Annotated in this window: 12 protein-coding genes and 1 pseudogene; 11 read left to right on the top strand and 2 right to left on the bottom strand. The window is 69.4% G+C overall.

What is annotated here, in order from left to right; translation table 11 throughout:
- Position 1 precedes the first annotated feature (1 nt).
- From C1737_RS06610 to fadD1, 6 genes and pseudogenes are all read left to right on the top strand, one after another.
- Entirely contained in the window at positions 2-457 is a 456-nt protein-coding gene (locus C1737_RS06610) for a MaoC/PaaZ C-terminal domain-containing protein (protein WP_067917404.1), read from the top strand.
- Complete coding sequence (locus C1737_RS06605) at positions 454-1,653, top strand: thiolase family protein (protein ID WP_068095197.1); 1,200 nt, start codon at positions 454-456, stop codon at positions 1,651-1,653. Before C1737_RS06610 ends, C1737_RS06605 begins: the two co-directional genes overlap by 4 nt.
- 44 nt (positions 1,654-1,697) lie before the next feature.
- A pseudogene (locus tag C1737_RS06600) lies at positions 1,698-1,790 on the top strand (acyl dehydratase); the annotation flags it as partial.
- A gap of 29 nt (positions 1,791-1,819) precedes the next feature.
- Positions 1,820-2,776, top strand: coding sequence for an alpha/beta hydrolase (locus tag C1737_RS06595; RefSeq protein WP_068095195.1), 957 nt, complete (start codon positions 1,820-1,822; stop codon positions 2,774-2,776).
- Positions 2,777-2,796: 20 nt separating this feature from the next.
- Positions 2,797-4,392 (top strand): NAD(P)/FAD-dependent oxidoreductase, encoded by a 1,596-nt coding sequence (locus C1737_RS06590; RefSeq protein ID WP_068095229.1) that lies wholly within the window; start codon positions 2,797-2,799, stop codon positions 4,390-4,392.
- Complete coding sequence (gene fadD1, locus C1737_RS06585; protein WP_068095193.1) at positions 4,389-5,978, top strand: fatty-acid--CoA ligase FadD1; 1,590 nt, start codon at positions 4,389-4,391, stop codon at positions 5,976-5,978. Before C1737_RS06590 ends, fadD1 begins: the two co-directional genes overlap by 4 nt.
- On the opposite strand, the gene C1737_RS06580 is transcribed toward fadD1, so the two are convergent.
- On the bottom strand, positions 5,954-6,829 hold the full coding sequence (locus C1737_RS06580; protein ID WP_068095191.1) for a DMT family transporter: 876 nt from the start codon (positions 6,827-6,829) through the stop codon (positions 5,954-5,956). The two genes, fadD1 and C1737_RS06580, sit on opposite strands and share 25 nt — an antisense overlap.
- Positions 6,830-7,092: 263 nt before the next feature.
- Between C1737_RS06580 and C1737_RS06575 the strand changes: the two genes are divergently transcribed.
- From C1737_RS06575 to C1737_RS06555, 5 genes are all read left to right on the top strand, one after another.
- On the top strand, positions 7,093-8,190 hold the full coding sequence (locus C1737_RS06575; RefSeq protein WP_068095227.1) for a ferredoxin reductase: 1,098 nt from the start codon (positions 7,093-7,095) through the stop codon (positions 8,188-8,190).
- 16 nt (positions 8,191-8,206) lie between these two features.
- Positions 8,207-9,613 (top strand): acyl-CoA desaturase, encoded by a 1,407-nt coding sequence (locus C1737_RS06570; protein ID WP_068095189.1) that lies wholly within the window; start codon positions 8,207-8,209, stop codon positions 9,611-9,613.
- Between the two features lie 67 nt (positions 9,614-9,680).
- On the top strand, positions 9,681-10,421 hold the full coding sequence (locus C1737_RS06565; protein WP_068095187.1) for an SDR family oxidoreductase: 741 nt from the start codon (positions 9,681-9,683) through the stop codon (positions 10,419-10,421).
- Positions 10,422-10,500: 79 nt separating this feature from the next.
- Complete coding sequence (locus tag C1737_RS06560; RefSeq protein WP_231980331.1) at positions 10,501-11,865, top strand: molybdopterin-dependent oxidoreductase; 1,365 nt, start codon at positions 10,501-10,503, stop codon at positions 11,863-11,865.
- Entirely contained in the window at positions 11,858-12,382 is a 525-nt protein-coding gene (locus C1737_RS06555; protein ID WP_068095185.1) for a hypothetical protein, read from the top strand. Before C1737_RS06560 ends, C1737_RS06555 begins: the two co-directional genes overlap by 8 nt.
- Here the strand turns inward: C1737_RS06555 and C1737_RS06550 are convergent.
- Positions 12,359-12,718, bottom strand: coding sequence for an SHOCT domain-containing protein (locus C1737_RS06550; RefSeq protein ID WP_068095183.1), 360 nt, complete (start codon positions 12,716-12,718; stop codon positions 12,359-12,361). The two genes, C1737_RS06555 and C1737_RS06550, sit on opposite strands and share 24 nt — an antisense overlap.
- Positions 12,719-13,113 lie beyond the last annotated feature (395 nt).

Genomic DNA, 13,113 nt, shown 5'->3' with positions numbered 1-13,113 from the left:
GATGACCGGCCAAGTCTTCTACGAGGACGTCGAGGTGGGCCACCAGATGCCCGAACTCACCTTGACCGTCGACGAAACGCAGTTGTTCTTTTTCAGCGCCGCCACCTACAACGGCCACCGCATCCACTACGACAAAGACTGGGCGCGCACGGTCGAAGGCTACGACGACGTACTGGTCCACGGACCCCTGCAGGCCGCGCTGCTCGGCCGGGCCATCGGGGACTGGATCGGCGGGCGTGGCCGGCTGGTGTCCTTTTCCGTCCAGAACCGCGCGGTCGCCCATCCCGGCCAGCCGCTGAGCTTCGGCGGCACGATCACCGGCATGCGCCTCTCCGGCGAGGGCGCCGGCCTGGTGGATCTCGACATCGCCGGCCGCCGCGAGCAGACGGTGCTGATGCCCGGAACCGCGACCGTCGAGCTGCCCCGGCGCGGAACGCCTCGGCAGGCCGATCAGTGACCGGGCTGCGCGGCGAGGCGGCGATCGTCGGCATCGCCGAACTGCCGGCGCAGCGGCGTCCCACTCGACCGCTGTTCACGCTCGACCAGTACGCGGTGCTGGCGAAATTGGTGATCGACGACGCGGGCGTCGACGCCTCCTGCGTCAACGGTTTGCTGACCCACGGCATCGCCGAGTCGGCGATGTTCGCGCCAGCCACCCTGTGCGAGTACCTCGGCCTGCCCCTGGACTTCGGTGAGCGGGTCGACCTGGGCGGGGCCACCGCGGCGGGCATGATCTGGCGGGCGGCGGCCGCGGTGGAGCTGGGCATCTGCGATGCCGTCCTGGCCGTCGTGCCGGGCTCGGCGTCGCAGCCGCAGTCCGAGAAGCGGCCCCCGCCGGACCCGAATTGGTATGGGGCGTCGTCGAACAACTACGGGTCGCCGCAGGCGGAATTCGAGATCCCGTACGGCAACGTGGGCCAGAACGCGCCGTACGCGCAGATCGCCCAGCGTTACGCCGCCGAATTCGGTTACGACCCTGCCGCGGTCGCCAAGATCGCCGTCGATCAGCGGACCAACGCGTGCGCCCACCCCGGCGCGGTGTTCCACGGCACCCCGATCACGGTGGACGACGTGCTCGCCAGCCCGATGATCGCCGATCCCATTCACATGCTCGAGACCGTGATGCGGGTGCACGGGGGAGCGGGCGTGCTGATCGCCAACGCCGACATCGCCCGCACCGCCCGCCACCGACCGGTGTGGATCAAGGGTTTTGGCGAGCACATCGCCTTCAAGACCCCGACCTACGCCGAGGACCTGCTGCGCACCCCGATCGCCCGCGCCGCCGACAGGGCATTCGCCATGGCCGGTCTGCACCGCTCCGACGTGGACGTGGCGTCGATCTACGACTGCTACACCATCACCGTGCTGATGAGCCTCGAAGACGCCGGCTTCTGCGACAAGGGCCACGGGATGTCCTGGATCATCCGCCACGACCTGACCTACCGCGGCGATTTTCCGCTCAACACCGCCGGCGGGCAGCTGTCCTTCGGGCAGGCCGGGATGGCCGGCGGCATGCACCACGTCGTCGACGGCGCCCGGCAGGTCATGGGCCGGGCGGGTGACGCGCAGGTGAGCGACTGCCACACGGCGTTCGTCACCGGCAACGGCGGCATCATGAGCGAGCAGGTCGCGCTGCTGATGCGGGGGGACTAGCGATGCGCCTCCCAGTTCCCGAGCCGACGCCGGTGTCGCGGACCCCGGGCGACATCGGAATCGGTATCCGGGTCGAGCCGGTGTTCTACGATCTGCCCGAAGCCGGAATCACCCTCTTGAAATACCGGCCGGCGTGACCGGCTCAACGACGAGCTCGGAGGTGTAGATGGACGACCCCTTTGGCGGCGTCCGGGCGCTGTTGCGCGAGTTGGACGCGGGATTCCCGCGTATCGAGACCATGACCGCCGTGCAGGCTCGCGCGGCCGTCGCCGAGCGGCGCAGGCCCGTCGACAACATCGACGACGTCCGCCGCACCGAAGACCGGTCGATTCCCGGGCCCGCCGGGGACATCCCCGCGCGGATCTACTACCCGCACGGCGAACCGCAGGCTGACCGCGCCGCGGTCGTCTTCTACCATGGCGGCGGATTCGTGTTGTGCGACATCGAGTCTCACGACGGCTTCTGTCGCGCACTGTCCCGCGGTGTGCAGGCGGTCGTGGTGTCGATCGGCTACCGCCTCGCGCCCGAACACCCGGCGCCCGCGGCCGCGCTGGACGCCTTCGCCGCGTTCCGCTGGGTGGTCGACCACGCGCCCGAACTCGGCATCGACCCGGCACGCACGGCCATCGCCGGTGACAGCGCCGGCGGCAACCTCGCCGCGGTGACCGCCATCCGCTGCCGCGAACGCCGGGTCCCCGGGCCGGCCGCGCAACTCCTTATCTATCCGGTCATCGACCCGTCGTTCGACACCGACAGCTACCGGCGCTGCGCCACCGGCTACTTCCTCACCAGCGCAGCCATGCAATGGTACTGGCGCCAGTACCTCGGTGGCGAAACAGCCTCGGGCCAAACCGATTTGGTGGCGCCGGCTCGCGCCGACTCGCACGCCGGCCTCCCTCCGGCCGTGGTCGTCACCGCCGGCCTCGATCCGCTGCACAGCGAGGGCTGCGACTATGCGCGCCGATTACGCAACGCGGGGGTGCCCGCGGTGCACCGCGATTTCCCGGACCTGTTTCACGGCTTCCTGACCATCCCGGCCTTTCCCCCTGCGGTCTCGGCGCTTGACCTGATCTGCGCCGACCTGCGGGGGTTGCTCCGGACGACCCTTCGTGAGGCGACATGACCGATAACGATGTGAAAGACATGACCGACGTGATCGACGTGATCGTTATAGGCGCGGGGTTCGCCGGGCTCTACGCCGTGCACCGCGCCGCGTCGGCGGGACTGTCGGTGCTCGGCATCGAGGCGGCACCCGATGTGGGCGGCACCTGGTACTGGAACCGCTACCCGGGCGCGCGGTGCGACGTCGAAAGTGTCGACTATTCCTACTCATTCGATGAGGAGCTCCAGCAGGGCTGGACGTGGACCGAACGTTTCGCGGCCCAACCGGAAATCCTTGCCTACCTGGGCCACGTTGCCGACCGGTTCGATCTGCGCCGCCACTACAGGTTCGGGGTCGACGTCGTCGGCGCCACGTTCGCCCAAGGCCGATGGCGGGTCCGCACCCGCGACCACCAGACCTATGCCGCCCGGTTCCTCATCTGCGCGACGGGTTGCCTGTCGGCGGTCAACCGCCCGGACATCCCCGGCGCCGACGATTTCGCGGGCGAGGTCTACTTCACCGCCGCATGGCCGCGCGAGGACCCTGACCTGCGCGGCAAGCGGGTCGGCCTGATCGGCACGGGATCCTCCGGCATTCAAGCGGTTCCGATCGTCGCCGCGCAGGCGGACCGGCTGGTGGTGTTCCAGCGATCGGCGAACTACAGCATCCCGATGCCCAACCGGCCCTGGACGCCGGAGGAACAACGACAGATCCGGGAGCAGTACCCCGAGCGCCGTCGCGCCTCGGCCTACGCGGCCTCGGGCACGCCGCACGGCACGTACCACAAGAACGCGATCGATACCGATCCAGCGGAACGCGCCGAGGCGCTGTGGCGGCGCTGGCGCGAGGGCGGGGTGCTGTTCGCCAAGACGTTCCCCGACCAGAACTCCGACCTCGCGGCCAACCACATCGCGCGGGAGTTCGCCGAGGAGCGGATCCGCGAAATCGTGGCCGACCCCCTCGTCGCCCACGACCTCATCCCCGTCGACCACCCGATCGGGACGAAGCGAATCTGCACCGACGGTGGCTATTACGCCGCGTTCAACCGGGACAACGTCCACCTGGTCAACCTGCGCCGCGAGCCCATCGAGACCATCACCGCCGACGGCGTGCGAACCACCGCCGCGACCTACCCGTGCGACGTGCTGATCTTCGCCACCGGCTTCGACGCGCTCACCGGAGCGCTGACCCGCATCGACCCGCAGGGGCCCGGGGGAGCGCGGCTGCGCGACCTCTGGGCCGACGGCCCCCTGACCTTCCTCGGCCTGATGGTGCCCGGCCTGCCCAACATGTTCACCATCAGCGGCCCGGGCAGCCCCTCGGTGCTGGCCAACATGGTGCTGCACGCCGAGGTGCAGGTCGACTGGGTGATCGAGCTGCTGGTGACGATGCGCCGCCTCGGGGTGACGGAGGTGGAGCCGCGCCGCGACGCCGCCGAGGCCTGGACGGAGCATGTCGCGACGGCGGCCGAGCAGACGCTGTTCCCGAAAGCCGCCTCGTCGTGGTACCTCGGCGCCAACATCGAGGGCAAGAAGCGGGTCTTCATGCCCTACGCCGGGGGATTCGGCACCTACCGACGCCACTGCGACGACGTCGCGCGCCGGCACTATGCCGGGCTGGTGCTGACCACCCGATGATCGAAACGGTGCAGCAACTGCTGCGGCAACGCCGGGACGACGACACCCCGGCGCTCGCCCACGGCGAACGCGTCTGGACCTGGAGAGAACACCTCACGGAGGCCGAGGCGGAGGCCGCCGCCCTGATCGGTCTCGCCGACCCGGCCCGTCCGCTGCACGTCGGGGCCCTGCTGCCCAACTCCCCGGCGATGCTGCGCGCCATGGCCGCGGCCGCGCTGGGCGGCTACGTGCTGTGCGGGATCAACACGACCCGGCGCGGGGACGGCCTGCTGGCCGACATCCGGCGCTCCGACTGCCAGTTGCTGCTCGTCGACCCCGAACACCGTGAGCTGTTGGACGGCGTGGATCTCAGCGGAGTCGAGGTGCTCGACGTGACCGGCCGGCGCTACGCCGAACTGGTGGCCGCCGCGCCGGCCCTGGTGCCGCACCGTGAGGTCGCCGGCGGTGACACCCTGATGATGATCTTCACCTCCGGGACCAGCGGCGACCCGAAGGTCGTCCGGCTCGCCCACGCGATGGCGATCATGTGCGGCGCCAGCCTGATCTTCCAGTACGACGTCACCGCCGCCGACGTGTGCTACCTGTCGATGCCGCTCTTTCACTCCAACGGCGTCGCCGCCGGGTGGGCGGTCGCCATCGGCGCGGGCGCCACCATGGTCCCGGCCCGGTTCTCGCCGTCGCGGTTCCTCGACGACGTGCGCCGCTACGGCGTGACGTATCTCAACTATGTGGGCAAGCCGCTCGCGTTGATCCTGTCCACCCCTGAGCTGCCCGACGACGCGGACAACACGCTGCGGGTGGCGTTCGGCAACGAGGCCACCGACCGCGACATCGCCGAATTCGCCAGGCGTTTCGGTTGCCGGGTGGTGGACAGCTTCGGTTCCAGCGAGTTCGCGGTCATCGTCGTCCGCGAGGATGGCACCCCGCCGGGGTCGATCGGCAAGCCGTATCCGGGGGTCGGCATCTACAACCCGGCGACGGTGCGGGAGTGCGCCGTCGCGGAATTCGACGAGCACGGGGCGCTGACCAACTTCGACGACGCGGTCGGCGAACTCGTCAATACCCAGGGCGCGGGCCCCTTCGCCGGCTACTACAACGACCCGGCCGCCACCGCGGAGCGGATGCGGCACGGCATGTACTGGTCGGGCGACCTCGCCTACCGCGACGCCGACGGCTGGATCTACCTGGCCGGCCGCACCGCCGACTGGATGCGGGTGGACGGCGAGAACCTGGCCGCGGGGCCGATCGAGCGGATCCTGGGACGCCTGCCCGAGATCAGCCAGGCCGCGGTCTACGCGGTGCCCGACGACCGGGTCGGCGATCAGGTGATGGCCGCGCTGGTAGTGCGCGCGGGCGCGCGGCTCGGCCCGGACGACTTCGCGAATTTCCTTGCCGCGCAACCGGACCTGTCGCCCAAAGCGTGGCCCCGGTACGTGCGCATCAACGAAGACCTGCCGACGACGGCGACGAACAAGGTCCTCAAGCGCGCGCTGATGGCGGCCGGCGTCACCGCGGAGGGCGGTGTCCTGTGGACGCGCCCGCAGCGCGGTACCACCTACAGTCAGCTGACGGGTTCGCCGGCCTGAGCCGATTCGGAAAGGTCCTCGGGAGCTTCCCCGAACCGCGCCAGCACCAGCGTTGCCGACACGGCCACGGCGAAGCCCGCGATGACCAGCCAGCCGAGCCCGTCGCGCGCGCTGTCGCCCAGCCACACCACGCCGACGAACGCGGGGGCGATGGTTTCACCGACGACCATCCCGGCGACGGCCGTGGTCACCGAACCGCGATGCAGCGCGGAGGTCAGCAGCAGGAAACCGGCCGCCCCGCCCGCGGCCGCCGCGTACAGCGCCGGATTGGTGTAGAAGGCGCGTCGGGTCGGATCGAGCACCTCGATCAGCCGCACGCCGACCTCGATCGCGCCGAAGCCGGTTCCGGCCGCCAGCCCCAGCGCCAGCGCGCGCGGCCGGTCCGGCAGCCGGCCCGCCACGGCGCCGGCGACGAAGATCGCGGCCACCACCCCCAGCAGTGCCCAACCCAGTCCGGCGGGCGCATGCCGGAAGTGCCCGGGCCCGGCGGCGAGTGCGAGCACCACCAGGCTCGCGCACACGATGCCCACCGCGCTCCATTCGGCGGGCGACAACCGCACCGACAGCACCCATGCGGACACGATGCCGGTGACCGCGATCGAGGCGGCCAGCGCGGCGGCGACCACATAGATGGGCACCAGGCGCAACGCCGCGACTTGAAGGATGAAACCGAGCCCGTCGAGACCAACGCCGAGGACGTAGCGCCACTGCCGAGCCGCGCGCCACAGCAGCACGGTGTCGACACCACTGCCGCTGCCGGCCTCCACGGAGCGGGTGGCCGCCGCCTGCAACACCGACGCCGTGCCGTAACAGACGGAGCAGCCCAGCGCGAGCAGGAATCCGATCAGCACACGTCGAACAATAGGCGGAACAATAGGCGCCTGCGACGGGCGGCGCGGGCGGCGCCTGAGAGTTCTCTGAACAAATGTTTGGGCGAGGGGGAGTCCGGGCACGTCACAAGTACGCGTGGCTGGGGGGCTGGTCAAAACCCATATCAACGGGCGAACAGTCATGCGCCGTTACTGTCGTCATTGATGGTCTGCCAAAGCAAAGCGCCACAAGCTAATTCGAAATCGACGTTTGAACTCAGTGTACACCTGTGTACTCTGACGACATGGCAGAACGCGGCGCCCAGCCCCAGGTCCCATGGGGACGGCGGTTGTTCCTGCGGGCGGTGCGGCGGTTGTTCAGCCCGCTGCAGCCGGATGACTACCTCGAGATGATCAACCCGCTGTGGACCACCAAGGAGCTACGCGGAAAGGTCGACGGCATCGAGCAGCAGGGCTCGGAAGCGGCCAGCATTCTCATCCGGCCCGGCTACGAATGGCCCGGCCACAAGCCCGGTCAGTACGTGCGCCTCGGTGTGGTCATCGACGGCGTCTACCACTGGCGCGCCTACTCGCTCACGTCGGATCCCAGGCCCGAAGACGGGCTGATCAGCGTCACGCCGAAGCGGGTCGACGGCGGCGTGGTGTCGCCGTATCTCGTGCACAAGATCCAGCCGGGGGACCTGGTGCGGCTGGGCGAGATCGAAGGCGTCTTCACGCTGCCCGAGCCGCTGCCGGACAAGCTGTTGTTCATCAGCGCCGGAAGCGGCATCACACCGATCATCAGCATGCTGCGCGACCTGGACCATCGCGGGCAATTGCGCGACGCGGTGGTCCTGCATTCCGCGCGAACCCGCGAACAGGCGATGTTCCTGCCCGCCTTGGAAGAGCTCGAAAAGCGGCACCCGGGAATGCGGCTGGACCTGCGCCTCACCTCCGAACAGGGCAGACTTTCGCCCGCCGACCTGGACGACGTGTGCCCGGACTGGCGTCAGCGCGAGGCCTTCTGCTCGGGGCCCGGCGAGATGCTCGACGCGCTGATCGAGCACTGGGAGGACAACGGCGATCGGGACCGCCTGCACTTCGAGCGGTTCCAACCGAAGATCGGCGGCGACGCCAACGCCGGCGAGGGCGGCACCGTCTGCTTCCTCGACAGTGACAAGGAAGTCGAATGTGACGGTGGGACATCGATTCTCGAGGCGGGCGAGAAGGCGGGTCTCAACCTCGCCTACGGCTGTCGCATCGGAATCTGCCATACCTGCGTCGGGACGCTGAAATCGGGCAAGCTGCGCGACCTGCGCTCGGGTGACGTGATCGAACCGATCGAGCAGGACGTCCGGATCTGCATCAACACCGCCGAGGGCGACGTCGAACTCGAACTCTGATCGAAAGGAGCGGCTTATGACGACTGCCGTGAAAAAGACTGTGGAATCACCGCTTTCCCGCCTTGGGGAACAAGAACTCGAAAAGCTCGCGAAGGAATTCGACGCCATCCACGACGAGGTGTTCGCCGACCTCGGCGACCGCGACCGGCGCTACATCAAGAACGTCATCTCGGCGCAGCGACAGATCGTGGTGGCCGGCCGGGTGCTGTTGCTGGCGTCGCGCTCGAAGACCGCGTGGCTGCTCGGCACCGCCTGTCTGTCCATGGCCAAGATCCTGGAGAACATGGAGATCGGCCACAACGTCATGCACGGGCAATGGGATTGGATGAACGACCCCGACATCCACTCCTCGGTCTGGGACTGGGACACGGCGTCGACCGCGGAGTCGTGGAAGCACTCGCACAACTACATTCACCACACCTTCACCAACATTCTCGGCAAGGACAAGGACCTCGGGTACGAGATCATGCGGATCGACCCGAACCAGAAATGGGAGCCCCGGTTCCTGTTCCAGCCGATCTACAACCTGCTGCTCACCCTCCTGTTCGAGTGGGGAGTGGCCGTCCACGACATGGACATCGAGGCCATCCGCAAGCGCGAGAAGCCGTGGTCGGAGGTGCGCAAGGACCTGAAAGGCATCGGGGTCAAGGCGCGGGCGCAGATCTACAAGGACTACCTCGGCTGGCCGCTGATCAGTGCCGGGGCATTCGGGCTCGCGCAGTTGGCGTTGCGCGGCCGACTCGGCCAGCCGGCCGAGTCGCGCCTGGGCAGGAGGCTCCGCAAGGTGTCGACCCGCGGCCGGGTCGGCGCGGCGGCCGCCTTCCTCGACAAGGTGTTGCCCGGCGTGGAAAGCACCTACCTGCGCACGCTGGGCGCCGACGCGGTCGCCAACCTGATCCGCAACGTGTGGGCGCACGCGATCATTTTCTGCGGCCACTTCCCGGACCAGACCTACACGTTCACGCAGGAGGAAGTCGAGAACGAGACGCGCGGCGGTTGGTATGTACGCCAATTGCTCGGCGCCGCGAACATCGACGGCAGCCCGCTGTTCCACATCATCAGCGGCAATCTCGGTTACCAGGTCGAGCACCACCTCTACCCGGACATGCCGAGCAGCCGATACTCGGAGATCGCGCCGCAGGTCAAGGACATCTGCGAACGCTACGAACTGCCCTACAACTCCGGCCGGTTCGGCAAGCAGTGGTTGATGGTGCACCGCAGCATCTTCCGGCTGGCCTTCCCGGGCGGAAGGTCCCGGCCGAAGCCGGGTCCCTACCGCGGCAACGTCCACCGGCCGGATCCGGGGCGGCCCAGTGAGGGCACGCGGTTCCGCGACCGCGTCCCGGCCGAGCACCCGGCGGCGGGTCCCGAACACGAGGCCACCGGTGTCGAGGTGGAGCCGCCACCGCGCGGCGAGGACTGACGCGACGGCCGGGCGCCCCGAGTAGCCTTAACCCGCAACGGGATTCGGACACGACTCAGGGAGCGCAATGGCGGGGATCGACGGGCAGGTCGTGGCCATCACCGGCGCAAGCAGTGGCATCGGGGAGGCGACCGCCCTCCTGCTCGCCGAGCGCGGAGCGCGGGTGGCCCTGGGCGCTCGGCGGGTCGAGCGCCTCGACGACACCGCACGACGGATACGCGACCGCGGCGGACAAGCCATCGCCTGCGAGACCGACGTCTCGCGGCGCGAAGACCTCGAGCGACTGGTCGCCGCGGCAACCGGCGAGTTCGGCCGGCTCGACGTCCTGGTGAGCAACGCCGGCATCAGCAAGATCGGGCCGATGTCCGATCTCGACGTCGACGGATGGTCGGCGATGATCGACGTCAACCTGCGGGGCGTCCTGCACGGGATCGCGGCGGCGCTGCCGGTGTTTCGGCGCCAGGGACGCGGCCACTTCGTCACGACGGTGTCGACCGCGGGGCTGAAGATCGTCCCCACCATGGCGGTGTACGCCGCCACGAAGAACGCCGTTCGCACGTTGATGGAGGGCCTGCGCCAGGAATCGACCGACGGTGTCATCCGGACCACGTCGATCTCACCGGGATTCGTCGACACCCAACTCGACAGCTCCATTGACGACGCGGAGGTGCGCGCGCAGATCCGCCGCAACATGACCGACTTCGGCCTCCCGCCAGCGGCGGTGGCGCGGGCCATCGCCTTCGCGATCGAACAACCGCACGACGTCGAGATCGGCGACATCACCATTCGGCCCACCGTTCAGGGCTAGCCAGCGCCAGACTGCCACCGTGTGAACAGGCGCCGGATCTGAACCCTTTTCGCCGCCCGGTCGTGGATGATCATCGATGATGCACCGCAGCCGCAGGTCCGACACCCGGGACACCGGGCCGACAGATGATTCCCGGGGCTACGGGTTTCCGTCGCGCCTGTGGCGTCTGCTGGACGAACACCCGCCCCCGGGGGTCGGGCGTGCGCAGCGGTGGCGCAGCCCGCTGCGGGGACCGTGGCTGACTTCCGTGTTCGGTTCGGTGCTGCTGGTGACGCTGCCGATCGTTATCATCACCGGCCTGCTGTCGTACATCGCCTACGGGCCGCGGTTCGGCCAGGCCATCCCCGGCGACGTGGGGTGGTTGAAGCTGCCGACGTTCGATTGGCCCACCAACCCGCCCTGGCTGTACCGGCTGACCCAGGGCCTGCATGTCGGACTCGGGCTGGTTCTGATCCCGGTGGTGCTGGCCAAACTCTGGTCGGTGATACCGAGGTTGTTCGCGTGGCCGCCCGCCCGATCGATCGCCCAACTGCTGGAACGGGTTTCGCTGCTGATGCTGGTCGGCGGCGTCCTGTTCGAGATCGTCACGGGCGTGCTGAACATTCAATACGACTACATCTTCGGCTTCAGCTTCTACACGGCGCACTACTTCGGCGCGTGGGTGTTCATCGCCGGTTTCGTCGTGCATATCGCGATCAAGATCCCGGCCATGTGGGCGGGCCTCCGCTCGATCTCACCGCGGGACGTCCTGCGCACGGGGCGTGCCGAGACGACGGCGCAGGCGCGGGATCCGGACGGATTGGTCGCCGCCGACCCGCACCCCGCGACGGTCAGCCGCCGGGGCGCCCTGGCGCTGGTGGGCGGCGGAGCGCTGTTCATGGCGGTCATCACGGCGGGCCAGACGCTGGGTGGCTACGCGCGGCCCGCCGCGCTGCTGCTGCCGCGCGGGCGCAGCCGCGGTGACGGGCCCAACGACTTCGAGGTCAATCGCACCGCCACCGTGGCCGGGATTTCCGCCGCGAACGCCGGCGAGCGGTGGCGGCTGACCCTGCGCGGGGGCGCGGCCCCCGTCACGCTGGACCGCTCCGCGCTGCTCGCCATGCCGCAGCACACCGCCGTGCTGCCGATCGCCTGCGTGGAAGGCTGGTCCACCACCCAAACCTGGACCGGGGTGCGACTGGCGGACCTGGCCCGCCTCGCCGGCGTGTCCGCCCCGGAAGCGGCGCACGTCTCCTCGCTGGAGCGCTCCGGGGCGTTCGGCCGCGCCACACTGCAGGGGAGCCAGGTGCTGCACCCCGACGCGCTGCTGGCGTTGCGTGTCAACGGAACGGATCTGTCCCCGGATCACGGCTTCCCGGCGCGCGTCATCGTGCCGGCGCTGCCCGGGGTGCACAACACCAAGTGGGTGGAGTCCATCGCCTTCCGGGCGGCCGCGAATGGGTAGCGCCCGAACCCATTTCGTCAGGCTCTACGGATCGCGCCCGCTGCACCTGCTGATCCTGGTCGCCGGGTTCGCGCTCTTGGGCTACGTGGTGGCCACCGTGGGGCCGGCCGCGCTGTGGAACCCGCAGGTGTGGTGGCAGTCGATCATCGTGTGGTTCGCCGCGGCGATCGTCGCCCACGACCTGGTGCTGTTCCCGGTCTATGCGCTGCTCGACGGGCTGCTGTCGCGGACCGTCGCGCGGCTCGCGCCGCCTCGCGTCCCGGTGGTCAACCACATCCGGGTGCCGGCATTGGGCGCCGTTCTGACGCTGCTGGTGTTCCTGCCCGGCATCATCAGACAGGGCGCCGCGACCTATTCGGCGGCGACCGGTCAGACCCAGGACCCCTTTCTGGGCCGCTGGTTGCTGTTGACCGCGGCGATGTTCGGGGTCAGCGCCGCCGTCTACGCGGTCCGGCTGGCAACGGCGGGCACGCGGCCGGGGCGGGTGCCCGGGCTACATGTTGGCGATGATCTGTAGGCGCTGCGCGCTGTACTCGGTGTCGGAGATCGCGCCCCGGGCGTGCAGCTGCTCCAATTGTCTGAGGCGTTCGGGAGCCGGCGGCTCCGACAGCGGGAGCGCGGCCGGGCGGGCGTGCAGCCCGCCGTGGTGCTGCACGGTGCCGCCCTTGGTGGTCCATCCAGCGCCCAGGTCGATGAGCCGCAGGGCGAACAGCACGCCGGCGCCCGTGATCGGCAGGCCGAGGTAGAGCATCCACTCCAGCGGCATGCCGGCTCGGCTCAGCGCGAAATAGCGCGTCAGCAGAACCAGCGCGAGCAGCCCGCCGGCCAGCAGCACGACGACCTTTGTTTTCATCCGCGGTGTACCTCCGTGTAGTTCGCCGCCGTCGGCGGCAGCGTCTTGTGGCAAGTGCAAACCACCCCCGGCGCTACCGATCCCAAGGGCGCCGGGCTGCTTCACCGTGAGCGGCTGCCCTTGGCGGATCCTTGACGAGTTCTTGGAGTGTCCTTTGAAGTGCGCGCGTGTTCTGCGCGTGGCGACGCGAGTTACTAGAGTGGTCAGGCGTGGGGAACGGGCGAAGCAGGACGGCCATGGCGCTGTGCGCCTGCGGGGCCGCGCTGGTCGTGGCGTTCGGTTGGTCGGCCGGCGACGTGGCCGTGGCGGCCGCTTCTTCGTCGAGCGTGACCCCGCCCCCGCCTGCCCCGGGCGGCGCCCTGCCGGTCCAACCCGCCGGCGGGGGCGGCTGCATC

The sequence above is a fragment of the Mycobacterium sp. 4858 genome, assembly GCF_900240975.1.
Lineage (GTDB): Bacteria > Actinomycetota > Actinomycetes > Mycobacteriales > Mycobacteriaceae > Mycobacterium.
The sequence above is the reverse complement of the archived record's forward strand: the minus strand, read 5'-3'. Positions and strand labels throughout refer to the sequence as shown.